The organism is Brucella pseudintermedia (assembly GCF_008932435.1).
Taxonomy (GTDB): domain Bacteria; phylum Pseudomonadota; class Alphaproteobacteria; order Rhizobiales; family Rhizobiaceae; genus Brucella; species Brucella pseudintermedia.
The window spans coordinates 227,335-243,060 of sequence record NZ_WBWE01000005.1; the positions used below are offsets into that span (position 1 = coordinate 227,335).

Below are 15,726 nucleotides of genomic sequence, written 5' to 3' on the forward strand. Positions count from 1 at the left end.
CGGGCGGCTTTGTATTTTACTGCTTTCGCTCCCCCTCATCCTGAGCTTGTCGAAGGGTGAGGTTAGGAAGGGGCGTCAGTCTGCCAATACCAGCAGGTCGTGCGAGGCGAAATGCACCGTCACTTTGTCGCCGCGCTGCGGCGGCGGCTGGGTCGGGTCGTTGAACGTGTCGAAAGACAGGCGGTTTTTGCCGAGCGTCACGCGCGTGCGGATGACGGAGCCGAGGAAATGCACGTCCTCAATGGTCGCATCCAGTGAAGTATCGTGGCTCTTGCGCGCCTCAAGGCTGACAGCTTCCGGGCGCAAGGCCAGCGTCAGCGGCTTGCCTTTGGGATGATGGTCGAGCTTTTCCTGCACGGTGATGGTGCGGCCGTCGAGGTCGATGCTGTTCCGGCCCGGTTCGCTGACCGACGCTTCCAGCATGTTGAGCGTGCCGACGAACGACGCCACGAAGCGCGAGGCAGGGCGGTTATAGATGTCGAACGGTGAGCCGATCTGGTCGGCGCGGCCTTCGTGCATGACCACGATGCGGTCAGAGATCGACAAGGCTTCTTCCTGATCGTGGGTGACAAAGACGGTCGTGATGCCGAGCTTCTGCTGGATAGCGCGGATTTCTTCGCGCAAGGAAATGCGGATTTTCGCATCGAGCGCGGATAGCGGCTCGTCGAGAAGCAGAACTTGCGGCTTGGTTGCAAGCGCGCGCGCAAGCGCCACGCGCTGCTGCTGGCCGCCGGACATCTGGTAGGGATAACGGTCCGCCAGATGGTCGAGGCGGATGAGCCCCAGCATTTCCTTCACCGTGGCGTCGATTTCCGTCTTCGGCTTTCCGGCAACGCGCAGGCCGAACGAAACATTCTGCGCGACCGTCATATTGGGAAACAGCGCATAGGCCTGAAACACCATGCCGATATTGCGCTGGTTGGGCTTGAGGTCCACCACGTCCTTGCCGTTGATTTCGATGGCGCCGCTGTCGGGCAGCTCGAAACCGGCGATCATGCGCAGAACGGTGGTCTTGCCGCAGCCCGACGGGCCGAGAAAGGAGACGAATTCGCCTTTTTCCACGGCAAGGTTGAAATCGTGGACGACGGTATTGGCGCCGAAGCTCTTTTTCAGGTGCTTGATATTGAGAAAAGCCATGAATGTTACCCGGCGGTTGTCTTGAATTTATTAAGGCGCGAGACGAGTTGCAGCATGATGATGCTGAGCCACGTTATGCCGAACGAGATGATCGCCAGCGCTGACGGCTCATAGGCGCGGTTCGCGCCGACCAGTTGCAGGTAGGGGCCGAAGGCCGGGCGGTTCAAAAGCGAGGCCAGCGTGAATTCGCCGATGACGATAGCGAATGTGATGAAGGCGCCGCTCATCACGCCGGAGATCACGTTCGGGAAAATCACCTTGAACATGATGCGGCCCCAGCCCGCGCCGAGGCTTTGCGCGGCTTCCGTCAGCGTATTGACGTCGATGGTGCGCATCGCCGTATCGACGGCGCGATACATATAGGGCAGCGACAGTGTCATATAACCGAACATCAAGAGCACGTCGGTTGCCCGCGTCGACGCCGTGAACGGCAGCCATGACGACGAGTTGTAGATGCGCAAATAGCCGAACACGATGACGATGGCGGGAATGACCAGCGGCAATAGGGTGATGAATTCCATCACCGGACGCAATTGCGGCAGGCGCAGCCGCACCCAATAGGCTGTCGGCACCACCAGAAGTACGCCGAAAACGATGGTCAGCAGGCCGAGCAGGATCGAATAGCCGAAGGTCGCCTGGAAGTTCGGATCGGAGAACACGACGCGATAGGCATCGAAGGAATATTCGCCCCGCCGCATCCGCAGCGAGAATTCAAACGTCCCGATGAGGGGCACGAGGAAGTAAATGGCGCCGATCAGGAAGGCGATCCATGCGCCGATTTTCTGGGCGTTGATGCTTTTCCGTTTCATCGCTGCCACCTCTCGGCGCGAATGCGCAGCCAGATATAGATGAGGTTGGAAATACCCGTAATGACGATCATGCCAAGGGCCAGCGCATAACCGAGGTTCTGGTTGTGCAGCACATCACCGCGGATCTGGGCATAGAGCAGGATCGGTACGATGTTGAGCGAGGAACCCGTCAAGGCATAGGCGGTCGCAATCGCCCCAAAGGCGTTGGCGAACAGAAGAAGCGTGGTGCCGAGCAGGCTCGGCCACAGGATCGGGAAGGCCACCATGCGCCAATATTGCGCGGTGGTCGCGCCCAGAATGGAAGAGGCCTCGCGCCACTCTTTCTTCAGTCCGTCGAGAGCGGGCGTCAGGATCAGCACCATCAGCGGTATCTGGAAGAAGAGATAGGTGAGCGTCAGGCCGAAGAAGGAGAGCAGGTTGAAACCCGTCGCATAGAGGTTGAAGCCGAACCATTCCCTGAGCAGGATCGTCACGAAGCCGGTTCGCCCCAAGGTCGCCAGAAAGGCGAAGGCCAGCGGCACGCCTGCAAAGTTGGATGCAACGCCGGAAAAGGTCAGTACCGTCGGCCGCAGCCAGGAAGGCAGATTGCCGAGCACGACCGCCCAGGCGAGGAAGAAGCCGATGATCGCGCCGCCAATGGCCGATGCAAGGCTGACCTTGATCGAGATCCAGTAGGCGCTCATGATCTGCGGCTGGAACAGATCATGGATGTTCTGGAGCGTGAAATTTCCCGCCGGATCCTGGAAGGCGCCGATGATGAGATACATCGTCGGCCAGATCAGGAACAGGATGGCGAAGATGAAAAACGGTGTCACGCCAAGCCAGGACAACGGAAGCTGGCGCTTGCGCGCTCCGCTGCGGGGGACTGTTGTTTCGGCTACTGCACTCATGCGCTCTTTCTTTAGACCGGGTTCCCGCCAGAACGGAACTGAATCGTTCCAACTTTTTGTTTTATTTGTGCGATCAGCAGGGCTGTCATTCGGCGTCGGGTAATCGATAAAGTGCCTGAGTGTGAACCCCTTTGATATCGCGCCGACCGTGCAGGGCCGACGCGATATGTGTTCGATGCGACAGGCGCGAGCCTGCCGCTCGCGGTCCTTACTGGACGTTTGCGCCCACGACGCTATCCCATTCCTTGGTGATCGTGGTCTGTGCGGCCTCGATCTGCTCCAGGGTCGGGAAGATAGCCTTTTCATAGGCTGCTGCCGGCGGCAGCTTGTCGAGCAGTTCCTGCGGGATCTTGCCGGCCTTCGCCATCGCGTTGAAGCGGATCGGGTGGCAATAGCCCTTCAGATAGCCGAGCTGGCCTTCATCCGAATAGATGTGCTCCATCCAAAGCTTCGCAGCGTTCGGATGGGGCGCATAGGCGCTGATCGCCTGCACATAGACGCCGGCGATGACGCCCGACTTCGGAATGACGGTTTCGATTTCCGGATTGCCCTTGAGCGTGTCGCGGTCGGCGAGTGCGTTATAGTCCCAGCGGATGACGATGGGGGTCGAGCCCTGCGCCAGCGAAGCGGCCTTGCCGATGACCGGAACGAAATTGCCGTCGGCGTTCAGTTCCTTGTAGAACTCAAGGCCCTTCTTGCCGGCGGCTTCGCCCGGCTCGCCACCACGGGCGATACCTGCGGCATGAACGCCGAGAATGGCCTGTGCGGAAACGCGCGGATCGCCTGCAAGCGCGACGGAATTTGCGTAGTCGCTCTTGAGGAGGTCTTCCCAATCGGCGGGCACGTCCTTCACGATGTCCTTGTTCACCTCGAAAGCAAGCACACCGTAATAGTCGCCATACCAGTACCCCTCAGGGTCCTTGGCGCTGTCCGGGATTTCGTCCCAGGTCGCGACCTTGTAAGGCTGGATCAGGCCGTCCTTCTTGGCCGATGCGCCGAAGGCAAAGCCCACGTCGATGACGTCAGGAGCCTGCGGGCCCTTATTGTCCTTGTTGGCCTTGATGGCTTCGATTTCATCGCCCGAACCGGCGTCCGGGTTCAGTTCGTTGACCTTGAGGCCGTACTTGTCCTTGAAGCTCTGGATGATTTCGCCATAGCCGCACCAGTCATGCGGGAGGGCGATGGTGGTCAGTTCGCCTTCTGCCTTTGCAGCGGCGATCAGTTCGGCTGACGGTTCGGCAGCGGCGATGGAAACCCCGGCAACGGCGATTGCCGTCGAAAGCGACAGCAGACGCGCTGTGTAAGCAAGCATTGTTTGACTCCCCTGTTTTAAGGTCCGGCGAACGCCCCCGGTCGATTCCGGTGCTCGCGCATTCCCGATACCCGCCCTGTATGACGGTTGGATGACGGTTTGCGGCTTGTCACAAACCGTCAGCGATGGAAAGTGAAACACGTTTTCAGAGACTTAGCAATTCATCCCTTTGCGGGAACAGCATTTTTATGACAGGAAATGTGACAGCAAATTCGTCGTTGTCATAATTCTGCAAGAGGCTTTTCCTCGCGCGACAACGGTTTGTCTCAGCGCGGCATCGCATCCGGATCTCGGCGGCAAGCGAAAATTTCTGAAAGATGATCGAACCCGGACGGGTTTCATATGAAATCGGGCAGTGGAGGGCTAATGCCCTCCGCCGCCACCGGCAACCTGCTTCGGCTTGCGCAGCATGATGGCGCAGACGGCAAGCGAACAGAACATCATCGTCAGGATAAAGAACACGTCGATGAAGGACAGGAGGGTCGCCTGCTGGCGCACCATGCCGGAAAGTTTGGCGATGGCAACGGTCGCGCCGTCCATGCCTGCCGCATTGTATTTGGCGGTCAGGTTGGCAATCATCCTCTCCGCTTCGGCATTGCCCCAGCGAACATGTTCGGCCAGCCGCTCATAATGCATGTCGCCGCGCCGGGTCAGGATCGTGTTGATGACGGCGAGGCCGACGGCGCCGCCCAGATTGCGCGTCAGGTTGAAGAGACCGGACGCGTTTTTCAGCAGGGAAGGCGGAAGCGTGCCGAGGGCCAGATTGTTGATCGGCACCATGCACAGCATCAGCGAGCAGCCGCGCAGGATCTGCGGCAGCAGCAATTCGTAGAAATCCCAGTCGGCGGTGAGTCCGGTCACCATCCACGTGCCGGCGGCGAAGCCGAGAAAGCCGATCATCATCATCAGGCGCGGGTCCATCCTGTTGGACAGGAAGCCCGCAACCGGCGCGGTGAAGAACATGGCGAGGCCGCTGACGAACAGCGCTTCGCCGATCATGAGGGCATCATAGCCACGGACGCTGCTCAGATAGAGCGGATAGAGATAGGTGAGGCCATAGAGCCCGACGCCCATCACGAAGGAGAACAGCGAGCCGAATGCGAAATTGACGTTTTTGAAGGCACGCAGATCCACGATGGGCTGTTCCGCCGTGAATGCCCGATAGAAGAAGAGGATGCCGCCGACCGTCATGACGATCGAAAGGACCAAGATCGCTTCGTCCTGCAGCCAGTCGTTGCGCGGGCCCTCTTCCAGCACATATTCCATGGAGCCAAGGAAGGCGGCCATGCCGATAAGGCCCCACCAGTCGAACTTGTTCAAAAGCGAGCTGTCGCCTTCGTCGAAGTCGATCAGGTTCCATGCGGCGATGGTGACGAGAATGCCGGGGCCGACATTGACCAGAAACAGCCAGTGCCAGGAAAAGGCGTGGCTCAGATAACCGCCGATGGTCGGGCCGATGGTGGGCGCAAGCGTCGCCACCAGGCCGATCATCGGCGAGACGATCGAGCGCTTGGAGGGCGGGAAGATCGTGAAGGCAGCCGCGAAGACGCTCGGGATCATGCCGCCGCCGATGAAGCCCTGAATGGCGCGGTAGACGATCATCTGCTCGATATTGGTCGCCGTCGCGCAGAGCATGCTGGCGAGGGTAAAGCCCGCAGCCGAAAAGGTGAAGAGCACGCGCGTCGACAACAGGCGTCCAAGGAAGCCCGACAGCGGAATCATGATGACTTCCGCGATCAGATAGGACGTCTGGACCCATGAGATTTCATCGGAACTGGCGCTGAGGCCCGCCTGGATTTCCGCGAGCGACGCCGAGACGATCTGAATGTCCAGGATTGCCATGAACATGCCGAACACCATGGCCAGAAAGCCGATGGCCTTCTTCGGGTCTATGCGGTCATCTGCCGGGGCTATCGGCCCCATTGTCGTGTCTGCGGCCATGACGGCGCACTCCGGAATGGAAGAGAAAGGCGGCGTGAAACCTGTTCGCCGCCGCCATCTGTTATTTCATGTCACCCACAGCGCCCGGTCAGTCGGCCTTTTGCCCGGGGGCCGTGCGCGTGTCGATATCGACCACGACGCTGAGGCCCGCGCGGATCTTGCCGGATTCCAGCGCTTCCTTCGGGATCATGATGCGCACGGGCACGCGCTGCACGATCTTGGTGAAGTTGCCGGTCGCGTTTTCCGGCGGCAGCAGCGAGAATACGGCACCCGACGCCGGAGCGACGGACGCAACCTTGCCATCGAACTTCGTGCCGTCGATTGCGTCCACATAGATATGCGCCGTCTCGCCGGTCTTGATGCTTGCGAGCTGCGTTTCCTTGAAATTCGCATCGATATAAAGCTCATGGACCGGAACGAGCGCCGCGATCTTCTGGCCCGGCGAAACGAGATCGCCCTTCTTGCCGGAAAGATTGCCGATCACTCCGTCGAACGGCGCGCGCAGCGTGGTGAAGGAAAGGTCGCGTGCGGCTTTGTCGCGGGCAAGTTCTAGCGATTTCACGGTGCTTTCCGCTTCGCTATATTGGGCATTGAGCACTTCGATATTGGCCTTGGCGGAGGCGATCTGTGCTTCGCTGCCGACCAGCTTGGCGCGCGCCTGATCCAGCGACGACTGGGCGGTGTCGAGTTCGGCCTGCGCGACGAAACGCGTCTGGTGCAGTTTCTGCACGCGCGCCATCGCGTTCTGCGCATTGATCAGCACAGCCGTTGCCGCCTGCTTGTCGGCATCGGCCTGCTGAAGCATCGCCTGGGCTGCATCGGTTTGCGCCTTGATGCGGACGAGCGTCTGTTTTTGTGTCGCGAGTTTGGCCTCGGCTTCGTCGAGCGCGATCTGGTAGTCGCCTGCGTCGAGCTGAAAAATCACGTCGCCAGCCTTGACCTGCTGGTTGGCTGTCACCGGGATATTTTCAATATAGCCAGTCACTTTCGGGGCAATGGACGCGATGTCGCCCTGCACATAGGCGTCATCGGTGGACACCATGAAACGCCCCACGGTCCACCAGTCATAGGCATACCAAAGCCCGCCGGCAACGGCGGCTACGATGATGCCGGGAAGGATCACGCGTTTGCCCAATCCCTTCTTTTCGCCCTTTTTTGCGGGAGCGCCTTTTGGAGCGGCCTCCTGCGCGTCAGGTGCGGGGTGCGGCTGGGCTCTCTCGCTCACCGTGGCGTCGTCCGTCGCGGGCTGGGCTGCCGATGCGAAGTTCTTGGCATTTGGGAACGGATGAATATCGGCCTTATCAACGGACTTGGGGGCTGACATAGGGGAAACTCTCTGCACATCCTGGGGATTGAACCGCCCGGTTCGATGTTGACATAGATCAATAAGATGCGCATATCAAGAGCATATCGAACCGTTTGGTTCGAAAAATGTTAAGAGTCATTGAAATGAAACCGGACCGCAATAAAAGAGGAGCAATGAAAGAGAAGATGGATGATCGCAACCGGCACGATGAAAGTGCTATCGGCTGGCCTGGCGGCGATCAGTCTTCCGGGGATCAAGCCACCATTTGCGGTCCCGATACGGAATGCGGTCGCACGCGGCTCGGTGCCGGACAGGATCCGGCGAAGCGCCGCCAGATACTGGAGGGCGCGCAGAGTGTTTTCCTGCGCATGGGCTTCGATGCTGCCAGCATGAACGACATCACGCGCGAAGCGGGTGTCTCGAAGGGCACCATTTACGTTTATTTCAATAGCAAGGAAGATCTCTTCGTCGCCTTGTGCGAGCATTATCGCCACACAATGTTCAGCGAACTGATCGATACGCTCGACAACGGCTTCGACAGCCGTCAGGAGCTGATAGACTTCGGCGTGGCGCTGGTAACGCTCATCACCTCGTCAACCGCTATTCGCGCCCAACGGATCGTGCTGGGCGTCAGCGAGCGCAAGCCGGAACTTGCCGCACGATTCTACGAGCGCGGCCCGAAGCGCAGCCTCGTGGTGATGGCCGAATATCTCAACCGCATGATCAGGAACGGCAAGCTCAAGCCCTTCGACGCCGACCGGATGGCTTATCAGCTTTCCGATCTCTTTCTTTCGGGCCTCTATCGACCTCGCCTTTTCGGTGCGATCGCGGAGCCGCCGGCAGTGGAAACGATTCGCAGCAATGTGGAATTGGCAGTCGACTTCTTCTATCGTGCCTATGGCAATGAGCAGGAAGTGTGCTGAAATAGAACAACAGGATCCGGCAACTATGCCGAGATCAACAAAACTTTACCCAAAGACTAAATGAGTCCTTATTCGAGCCTTAATTCGGCGGCGTCTTGTGTGCAATTCATTGCCATAGATTAATTGTGGGTTGTCAACAGCCCGTTTTTTTATGTCACTACTACGCAAAACTGAATGGCTTCAGGCGCCGATTCGCCACGTTTCGAACCAGGTAATAAATCGCCTGCCAGCATCAAGGACATTATTATAATGACACTCGATCTGATTCATTTTCCCAATTTCAAGAAGACATTTTTTGGCTCGTCATTCCAGAGCGATACGCTGGCTCTGCTGACACGAATCCGCGACGAGATCGGTTGCCGCCATATCATGCACACCTATAAGGGGCGCATGGGCGATTGCACGAAGGCCAACGCGTCCGACCTCACCGTGGTCATGACGATACCTTCCAACTGGGCGGCACGCTACTCCACCAAGAACTATTTCGTCATCGATCCGATCTTTCAGGAAGACGCTCCTTATTTCAAGGAGGATGTCAGCGGCATAGTCCGCAATCTTCAGGAGGACGCAGACCGGTGCCCGGCTGTCGCCGAAATGCTGCAGGACGCCGAAAAGCATGGATTGGGCAATATTTTCGTTGCCGTTTCCGCCCGCAGCCAGAAAGGAGCGCCCGGCTGTTCCCTGTTCAGCTTCGAGGTCAGCCCGGATGAGGACCGCGAGCAGTTCGTGGCCAAGCTTCGTCCGCGACTGTTGAGCCTGTCGGGGATCATCCACTCCGCCCTGTGCGGCTGCAAGGATGTGGCGACCGTTTCCAATCTCCTGACCCCGCGCGAGGTCGACTGTCTGCGCTGGGCTGCAAATGGCAAGACGGATGGCGAGATCGCCGAAATTCTGAACATCGCCCGTTGGACGGTGGTGACTTATCTCCAGAACGCCAAGATCAAGCTCAACTGCTCCAACCGCACCTCGGCTGTGGCGACGGCGCTGTCGCTTGGCATCATCGAAATGCCGGAAGTCCACCATCTGAACTGATGCCGACGGTCTTTTAGAGAAGGATACCGGATGTTTTCACGCATCCGGTATTTTGCTGCACTCATTTTCCGATATGGCTGCTGCCGCTTTCGGAAAGTATTCTCAGGCCCGTTTTCGAAGCGGCAGGCGTGCGGCGTCGAAGGCGTTGGCGAGCCTTGCCGTGTTCTTCACCGGGTCTTCGTCGGCATCCTCGAAAGCGATGTGGTTCAGCTCCACGCCTGCCGTCTTGTCGGTAAGCGTCAGCCGGAAATAGGCATAGACGCCCTGATTGCGGAACTCCATGTCGAGCACGATGGCAGGCGGCGACTGCCAGTCGCAGCGATATTCCCCGCCATGACCGAGTTCCAGCGTGCCGGGAAAGAAGTAAAGCTCGGTCGCCGAACTGACGATATCGGCGATATTGGCAAAAAGCTCGCAGCGTATGAAAGCAATATAGTCGGCCGGATCGACCAGGCGAAGGTCGGCTGCGACTTCGCGCAGGTTTCCCGCAATGATCGCCTCGCGTTCGTTGGAGAATTGCAGGCTTTTCATGGTCTCACCGCCAATCTGGGGAACAGGCTGTCACTGTTCTGAAACATATAAATATCATGACTATCCATTTGTTCGTATACATGTCTTACTCCCAAAACCGGTTCCCGCTTTTGGGAGACATGCTCTAATGCAATGCATGTCGCGCATTGATGACCCGGATCAGCTCGGCCACGGCCTTGTAGAATTCCGGCGCAATCATCTGGTCGACATTGACCTGTTTGTAGAGCGCGCGCGCCAGCGGAACGTCCTCGAATATCGGGATGGAATGCTGTGCGGCGATCTCTCTTATCTTGAGAGCGATCAGATCCTGCCCCTTTGCCACGACGACCGGAGCGGCATCCTGCTCCGGCTTGTAGCGCAGTGCTACGGAAAAATGAGTCGGATTTGCGACGATGAGCGTTGCCGTCGGCACGGTGTTGATCATGCGGCGGCGCGCACGGTCGCGGCCGAGCGATCGCAGGCGCGACTTGACCAGCGGGTCACCTTCCGACTGCTTCAGCTCGTCTTTCACTTCCTGCCGGGTCATGCGCAGTTCCTGCCGCCAGTGAATGCGCGACCAGGCAAGGTCGAAACCGGCGATTGCCGTAATCGCCAGAACATTGGCGACGAGCAGGCGCACCATGTTCTCGCGCAGAAATTCCGGCAAGGCGCTCGGATCGGAGGCGACCGCATCGGTGAAAAGGCTGTTGCCGCTGAAGAAGACGACAAAGACGATGACGCTCGCCGCCAGGAATTTCGCCAGCGACTTGAGAAACTCGACCTGACCGGCGCGCCCGAAAATGCGCTGCCATCCCTTGAGGGGCGATATGCGCGATGCCTGCGGGCGGATGCGCTCGCCAACGAAGCGCGGCACGTTCTGGAACGCGGAAGCCGCGATGCCGGCAAGCGGAATGATGATGAACACCGGCACGAGGGCCGCGCCGACGGCGAGCGCCAGCACGCCAAACAGGCGGCTCGCATCCTCGGCGCTGTTCAAGAGCCAGTCCTCGGGGCGGTCGATCAGCTCGCGCAGGAAGACGGCAAGCTTCGTTGTGGCAGGTCCTGCGACAAAGACCGCGATAATCAGAAAGGAAGCGATACCGGCAAGGATCGGCGTTTCGCGTGAGAAGGGCATATTGCCCTTTTCCAAGGCGTCGCGGATTTTCTGCTCGGTCGCTTCTTCTGTTTTGCTTTCCTTGTCAGCATCATCTGCCATGGGTCACCGCAATCAGGACGAAGCTTCGCCAGCGTCGAGGGTGATGATTCCGCGCTCGGAAAGGTCGATGGCGATACGGGCTATCGTGCGGCGCGCATCGGCAATGTTCTGCGCTGTTATGTTGCCCTGTTCCGCGCCAAGCTCGGTTTCCACCATGCGTCGGCCACGGGTCGAGAGCGAGGAGAGAACCAGTTCCTGAAGCCTTGTGTCGGCCCCGCGCAGCGCGGTTGCGATCTGTTCGGTCTGCACTTCATCGAAGAGCAGCAGGCGCGCGCGCTGCGACAGGCGTTCAATGTCTTCAAAGGTGAAGAGCTTGGCCTTGATGCGGTTGAGATCGTCGCGGTTGAGGTCTTCGAGGCTCGCCATCAGTTCTTCCATCTCGCTTCTGTCGAGCTGGTTGAAGATGTTGGCGATCTGGCCGTGATGTGCCTTGACCGGACCGGAATCGCTGCGGCCCAGAAGGTCGCGCCGCAGCACGTCTTCCAGAATTTCCACTGCCGCTGGCGCCACATTGCCGATATGGAGCGAGCGCTGCACGACGGCATTGCGCAGTTGCGGCGGCAGGACGACGAACAGCCGCGCTGCAAGGTCGGACGGCAGCTTCGACACGATATAGGCGATGATCTGCGGATGCTGGTCGGTCAGATAGGCTTGCAGGCTTTCCACCGGCAGGCGTGCGAGCTGCACCCAGACCGATTCCTGAACGAGCTGCGGCTGGACGCGGTCTTCGAGAACGGCATCCACCTCTTCCTGCGGCAGCGCTTCGCGCAGCAGGCCCTCGAAGCGCTGGGCAGCTTCCGAAACCGGCGCGCCTTCGGCAAAGGAATCCTCGAACTGCTTGACGAGCTGCTCGAAATCGAGCGGTGAAATCGGCTCCAGCGTGCGGGCATGACCGGCAAGCTTGCGCAGGTCCTCGGCATTGAAATGCTTGAGAAGGCGCGCGGCGGCAGGCCGCCCGATGGCAACGAGGATCGCCGCCGCCTTTTGCGGGCCGGTCAGCGTATCGATGAGGCCGGTCGCGCCGCCTTCCATGTCGTCCGCAAGCGCCTGCTGTTCATTGTCGGCCATGGTCACGTCCGTTACTTGCCGATGATTTCGGTGAGGCTGACACCGAAACGCGAGGAATCGTCTTCCAAAACGATCACTTCCCCACGCGCGATGACGCGGCCATTGACCACGATATCGACCGGATCGCCGATCTGCTTGTCGAGGGTGATGACCGCGCCGCGACCAAGCTTCATCAGATTGGCGACCGGCATGGTCGTGCCGCCAAGAACCACCTGCACATCGACGGGAATGCCCATGATGAGTTCGAGATTGGGCTTGGATGGACCTTTCTGGGCGCTGCGCGGCTTTTCCTCGCGCAGTTCCTCAATGGCTTCGTCCAGTTCCTGCTGCATGTTGTTTTCCTTATTGTCCGCGCTCATGCCTGGCCTGCGAGATTTACGGTAGCTTTACGGACCGCGCGGCGCACAAAAACCGGCAGCGCATTCTTTTCCTTCGGAAGCGCTTGTTCGGTGACGGTCGCGATCCTGTCTTCGCTGCGTGCGCTATCGGCGACGTTGCGCGCATGGCGTATGTCGCGGGTCAGCGCCTTGCGCAGCCGGTTCAGTTCCTCGATCGCTTCTTCCATTTCGCGGCGCACGCGCTGCGTTTCGGCAAGACGGGCTTCAAGCTTGTTGTTTTCGTCGGTCAAGTCGGTGCGCTCGCTCTGGATCGCCTTGACGGCGCGTTCCAGCCCGTTGGAGGCGGCTGCAACGCGCAGCGCCAGCACCTTGCCGAGCTTGATCGTCTCGTTGGCCTTGCGGCCCACCACGATGAGCGCGCCCAGCGATGCAAGAGCCATCAATGTCGAAAGAACGTTAGCCAGCAACAAGCTCATCGATGAAATCCTCTTCCTGATTGACCGGGTCGCCGACCTTGACTGTGAAATGAATGCCCGATTTGCCGAGCGTGCACTTGAAAAGCTGCTGGTCGCCCGCGCGCAGGCGCACCTGCTGCATGGCGTCGGCAGGCAGTTTCAGAACCTGGCCGATTTCCAGCATCGACAAGGCGTCCAGCGTCATCGATCCCTGCTGGATAAAGGCTTCGAGTTCGATGCGCGCGCGGCTGACTTCGTGGCGCAGCTTCTTCGCCCAGCTTGGATCGGCCTGGTTCATCGGGCGGCGCAAAAAGGCGGCCACGGCATCCTGCATCGGCTTGTGCGTGCTGCGCGGTAAAAGCAGATGCACCTGCCCGGTCTTGCCTGCGGCAGCAACATCGATGCGGCAGGAAAAAAGGCGCGAGCGCTCGAAATTCTCGCGGTCGAATTCGGCGGTATCGATGCATTCACCGGCGGCAAAAAGCGCCTGGCCGTTCGCTTGTCCGTTTCCGGCAAAGACGTGATCGAGAGAAGTCGCAAGATGACCGGCCAGAAGCGCGGAAATCTTCTGCTCCAGCATCCCGAAGGGACGGTCCGCATCGACGGAGCCCATATTTCCCTGCGCGCCGAACATTGCCTCGATCACGGAGAAGACAAGCGTCGCATCGGCGGTGAAGTAAAGCGTGCAGCCCCAGCGCTCGGCCCTCAGGGGCGCGATGATCGCAGCCTTGTCGAGAATATCGCCAAAGGCGGCATCGTCGGTGCTTTCCACCTGTCCGGCCTCAATGTCGAATGCGGCAGCGCAGCCGTGTTTCAGCCGGTCGCAGAAATGCGTCGAGGCATCCTTGAACACATGGGCAAGCGATTTCAGGTCGTCGCCCGAAAGACCGGCTGCGCGCAGCACATTCTCGGCCAGAACATCGGTTTTGCGGTTTTGTCCCAATGTGGCGGTTTCGGCGGTGGTCATCTTACGCGGCCTGCTGGGTCGGCGCGCTCGCCATGGTTTCCTGCTCGACCACATCGATGGTCGGGCGATCATAGGCGGAGATGGTCTTGCGGCCATATTCCACGGCGATCTGCGGCAGGGAGCCGTTCATATAGGCGAGAAGCGTCTGCTTCACGACGATATAAAGACGATTGTTCTTTTCGCGGGTCGATTTGATCTTGGCTGCGATCGGGCCGACGACGCCGTAGGAGAAGAAGATACCGGCAAAGGTGCCGACGAGGGCCGCGCCGATCAGATGGCCTAGCACTTCCGGCGACTGGTCGAGCGCGCCCATGGCCTTGATGACGCCAAGCACGGCGGCGACGATGCCGAGTGCGGGAAGCGCTTCGGAAATGCTGACCATGGCGTGGTAGGGCTTGAGCTTGTCGCGGGCGATGGTGTGGATTTCCTCGTCCATCAGCGCCTCGATTTCATGCGAGCGCACATTGCCGACGATGATGAGGCGGCAATAATCGCAGATGAAGTTGGTGAGGTCCTCTTTCTTCAATACGCTCGGATAAGCCTGGAAGATCGGCGATTCCTTCGGATTGTCGATATGCACTTCCACTTCATTGCGCGACTTGGCGCGCAGCTCGCGCATCAGGCTGTAGAGCACGCCCAGAACGTCAAGATAGTCGCGCTGCTTGGGAACCGCATTGCTGAATGCCTCCATGCAGGCGCGGCCCGTGTCCTTCACCAGCGAAAACGGATTGGCGATGAAAAAGGTGCCGAGTGCCGCGCCCAGAATGATGACGAACTCCCACGGCTGGATGAGCACGCTGACATGTCCGCCCATGGCGATAAAGCCGCCCAGCATACAGCCCAGTGTGATGACAAGACCGACAATAATGCCCAAAGCTCGAGACTCCCGTACATTCTCTTTGCCGGGAACCTAAGCGCTGCGCCTTGCGCGAACCTTGTCTGGGGCAAGCTAGACTTCGGTCAGCCTTGGCCAGCTTCGGACAAGCTTGGTCTTTCATAAAGAGCGTAAATTTCAGCAGGGGGTCATGCGCATGGTCGATACGATGACGAGCTATCGCCTGATCGCGTCGGATATGGCGCGGTCGTTGCAGCGTGTTTCAAAGGAACCGATGGTTGAGCGGGAAACCGCCTACTACAAGGAGAATATCGGCAAGGTGAAATCCATTGATGATTTCATGGCCGACACCCGCCTTTATAATTACGCGCTGAAGGCGTTTGGCCTGGAGGACATGGCCTTCGCCAAGGCGTTTGTGCGCAAGATATTGACCGAAGGCATCAAGAGCGATGATGCCATGGCAAACAAGCTGACCGACAAGCGCTACAAGGAATTTGCGACGGTCTTCGATTTCGAGGGCAAGGGCGCGGAGGCGACCCAGGGCACCGCGGCGCAGCAGGGCGTGGTCGACAAATATCTTCGCCAGACGCTGGAGACGGAAGCGGGAAGCCAGAACGAAGGCGTGCGGCTGGCGCTCTATTTCCAGCGCAAGGCGCCGACGCTGACCAATGCCTATGAAATTCTGGGCGATAAGGCGCTGGTGTCGATGATCCAGACGACCTTTGGCTGGCCGTCCACCATATCCAATGCCGATATCGACAAGCAGGCAAAGATGATCGAGGACAAGATCGACTTCACCAAAATGTCCGATCCCGATTATGTCTCCAAGCTGATTTCACGATTTACCGCCATGTATGAGATGAACAACCCGACCGCGAGCAGCCCGGCCTCGATTGCGTCCCTGCTTCTGGGCGGCACGTCTTCGGTCGGCATTTCGATGGATATCCTCAGCACCTTGCAGAACTTCAAGCCGGGCGGGCGCTAGGC

General features: G+C 59.2%; 16 protein-coding genes. 3 read left to right on the forward strand and 13 right to left on the reverse strand.

Translation table 11 applies throughout. The features are described 5' to 3' along the window. Positions 1-75: 75 nt before the first annotated feature. From F9K78_RS08960 to F9K78_RS08985, 6 genes are all read right to left on the reverse strand, one after another. On the reverse strand, positions 76-1,137 hold the full coding sequence (locus F9K78_RS08960) for an ABC transporter ATP-binding protein (RefSeq protein WP_121983481.1): 1,062 nt from the start codon (positions 1,135-1,137) through the stop codon (positions 76-78). 5 nt (positions 1,138-1,142) lie between these two features. Next, entirely contained in the window at positions 1,143-1,946 is an 804-nt protein-coding gene (locus tag F9K78_RS08965) for an ABC transporter permease (RefSeq protein WP_121983482.1), read from the reverse strand. After that, positions 1,943-2,836: an ABC transporter permease gene (locus F9K78_RS08970; RefSeq protein WP_121983483.1), complete on the reverse strand. Its 894-nt coding sequence runs from the start codon at positions 2,834-2,836 to the stop codon at positions 1,943-1,945. The genes F9K78_RS08965 and F9K78_RS08970 overlap by 4 nt, the downstream gene beginning before the upstream one ends. A gap of 208 nt (positions 2,837-3,044) precedes the next feature. After that, positions 3,045-4,148 carry an ABC transporter substrate-binding protein gene (locus F9K78_RS08975; RefSeq protein WP_121985417.1) on the reverse strand — a complete coding sequence of 368 codons (1,104 nt, stop codon included), beginning with the start codon at positions 4,146-4,148 and terminating at the stop codon, positions 3,045-3,047. 363 nt (positions 4,149-4,511) lie between these two features. After that, positions 4,512-6,089: a DHA2 family efflux MFS transporter permease subunit gene (locus tag F9K78_RS08980; RefSeq protein WP_121983485.1), complete on the reverse strand. Its 1,578-nt coding sequence runs from the start codon at positions 6,087-6,089 to the stop codon at positions 4,512-4,514. An 88-nt stretch (positions 6,090-6,177) separates the two neighbouring features. Next, a complete protein-coding gene (locus tag F9K78_RS08985; protein WP_121985416.1) occupies positions 6,178-7,413 on the reverse strand; it encodes an HlyD family secretion protein in 1,236 nt (411 codons plus the stop codon). A gap of 125 nt (positions 7,414-7,538) precedes the next feature. On the opposite strand from F9K78_RS08985, the gene F9K78_RS08990 reads away from it, so the two are divergent. Together F9K78_RS08990 and F9K78_RS08995 are read left to right on the forward strand one after the other, a co-directional pair. After that, on the forward strand, positions 7,539-8,318 hold the full coding sequence (locus F9K78_RS08990) for a TetR/AcrR family transcriptional regulator (protein ID WP_235925399.1): 780 nt from the start codon (positions 7,539-7,541) through the stop codon (positions 8,316-8,318). A gap of 249 nt (positions 8,319-8,567) precedes the next feature. Further along, positions 8,568-9,350, forward strand: a complete 783-nt coding sequence (locus tag F9K78_RS08995; RefSeq protein ID WP_121985511.1) for a helix-turn-helix transcriptional regulator — start codon at positions 8,568-8,570, stop codon at positions 9,348-9,350. A 102-nt stretch (positions 9,351-9,452) separates the two neighbouring features. On the opposite strand, the gene F9K78_RS09000 is transcribed toward F9K78_RS08995, so the two are convergent. From F9K78_RS09000 to motA, 7 genes are all read right to left on the reverse strand, one after another. Next, a complete protein-coding gene (locus F9K78_RS09000) occupies positions 9,453-9,881 on the reverse strand; it encodes a hypothetical protein (RefSeq protein WP_121985415.1) in 429 nt (142 codons plus the stop codon). 124 nt (positions 9,882-10,005) lie between these two features. Next, complete coding sequence (flhB, locus tag F9K78_RS09005; protein WP_121983489.1) at positions 10,006-11,076, reverse strand: flagellar biosynthesis protein FlhB; 1,071 nt, start codon at positions 11,074-11,076, stop codon at positions 10,006-10,008. Positions 11,077-11,088: 12 nt separating this feature from the next. Then, entirely contained in the window at positions 11,089-12,144 is a 1,056-nt protein-coding gene (locus tag F9K78_RS09010; protein WP_121985414.1) for a flagellar motor switch protein FliG, read from the reverse strand. Between the two features lie 11 nt (positions 12,145-12,155). Beyond that, positions 12,156-12,503 carry a flagellar motor switch protein FliN gene (gene fliN / locus F9K78_RS09015; protein ID WP_121985413.1) on the reverse strand — a complete coding sequence of 116 codons (348 nt, stop codon included), beginning with the start codon at positions 12,501-12,503 and terminating at the stop codon, positions 12,156-12,158. After that, positions 12,500-12,958: a BAB2_0123 family type IV secretion system effector gene (locus F9K78_RS09020; protein ID WP_121985412.1), complete on the reverse strand. Its 459-nt coding sequence runs from the start codon at positions 12,956-12,958 to the stop codon at positions 12,500-12,502. The genes fliN and F9K78_RS09020 overlap by 4 nt, the downstream gene beginning before the upstream one ends. Then, positions 12,939-13,904, reverse strand: a complete 966-nt coding sequence (locus F9K78_RS09025; protein WP_121985411.1) for a FliM/FliN family flagellar motor switch protein — start codon at positions 13,902-13,904, stop codon at positions 12,939-12,941. Before F9K78_RS09025 ends, F9K78_RS09020 begins: the two co-directional genes overlap by 20 nt. A 1-nt stretch (position 13,905) precedes the next feature. Further along, a complete protein-coding gene (gene motA, locus F9K78_RS09030) occupies positions 13,906-14,778 on the reverse strand; it encodes a flagellar motor stator protein MotA (protein WP_021585290.1) in 873 nt (290 codons plus the stop codon). A 157-nt stretch (positions 14,779-14,935) separates the two neighbouring features. Between motA and F9K78_RS09035 the strand changes: the two genes are divergently transcribed. Then, on the forward strand, positions 14,936-15,724 hold the full coding sequence (locus F9K78_RS09035; protein WP_121985510.1) for a DUF1217 domain-containing protein: 789 nt from the start codon (positions 14,936-14,938) through the stop codon (positions 15,722-15,724). The last annotated feature ends 2 nt before the right edge of the window (positions 15,725-15,726 follow it).

What these genes read in the sequence shown, in the direction of transcription:
- F9K78_RS08960 (WP_121983481.1), bottom strand. Translation starts at nt 1,137, where the DNA reads ATGGCTTTTCTCAATATCAAGCACCTGAAAAAGAGCTTCGGCGCCAAT.
- F9K78_RS08965 (WP_121983482.1), bottom strand. Translation starts at nt 1,946, where the DNA reads ATGAAACGGAAAAGCATCAACGCCCAGAAAATCGGCGCATGGATCGCC.
- F9K78_RS08970 (WP_121983483.1), bottom strand. Translation starts at nt 2,836, where the DNA reads ATGAGTGCAGTAGCCGAAACAACAGTCCCCCGCAGCGGAGCGCGCAAG.
- F9K78_RS08975 (WP_121985417.1), bottom strand. Translation starts at nt 4,148, where the DNA reads ATGCTTGCTTACACAGCGCGTCTGCTGTCGCTTTCGACGGCAATCGCC.
- F9K78_RS08980 (WP_121983485.1), bottom strand. Translation starts at nt 6,089, where the DNA reads ATGGCCGCAGACACGACAATGGGGCCGATAGCCCCGGCAGATGACCGC.
- F9K78_RS08985 (WP_121985416.1), bottom strand. Translation starts at nt 7,413, where the DNA reads ATGTCAGCCCCCAAGTCCGTTGATAAGGCCGATATTCATCCGTTCCCA.
- F9K78_RS08990 (WP_235925399.1), top strand. Translation starts at nt 7,539, where the DNA reads ATGAAACCGGACCGCAATAAAAGAGGAGCAATGAAAGAGAAGATGGAT.
- F9K78_RS08995 (WP_121985511.1), top strand. Translation starts at nt 8,568, where the DNA reads ATGACACTCGATCTGATTCATTTTCCCAATTTCAAGAAGACATTTTTT.
- F9K78_RS09000 (WP_121985415.1), bottom strand. Translation starts at nt 9,881, where the DNA reads ATGAAAAGCCTGCAATTCTCCAACGAACGCGAGGCGATCATTGCGGGA.
- flhB (WP_121983489.1), bottom strand. Translation starts at nt 11,076, where the DNA reads ATGGCAGATGATGCTGACAAGGAAAGCAAAACAGAAGAAGCGACCGAG.
- F9K78_RS09010 (WP_121985414.1), bottom strand. Translation starts at nt 12,144, where the DNA reads ATGGCCGACAATGAACAGCAGGCGCTTGCGGACGACATGGAAGGCGGC.
- fliN (WP_121985413.1), bottom strand. Translation starts at nt 12,503, where the DNA reads ATGAGCGCGGACAATAAGGAAAACAACATGCAGCAGGAACTGGACGAA.
- F9K78_RS09020 (WP_121985412.1), bottom strand. Translation starts at nt 12,958, where the DNA reads ATGAGCTTGTTGCTGGCTAACGTTCTTTCGACATTGATGGCTCTTGCA.
- F9K78_RS09025 (WP_121985411.1), bottom strand. Translation starts at nt 13,904, where the DNA reads ATGACCACCGCCGAAACCGCCACATTGGGACAAAACCGCAAAACCGAT.
- F9K78_RS09035 (WP_121985510.1), top strand. Translation starts at nt 14,936, where the DNA reads ATGGTCGATACGATGACGAGCTATCGCCTGATCGCGTCGGATATGGCG.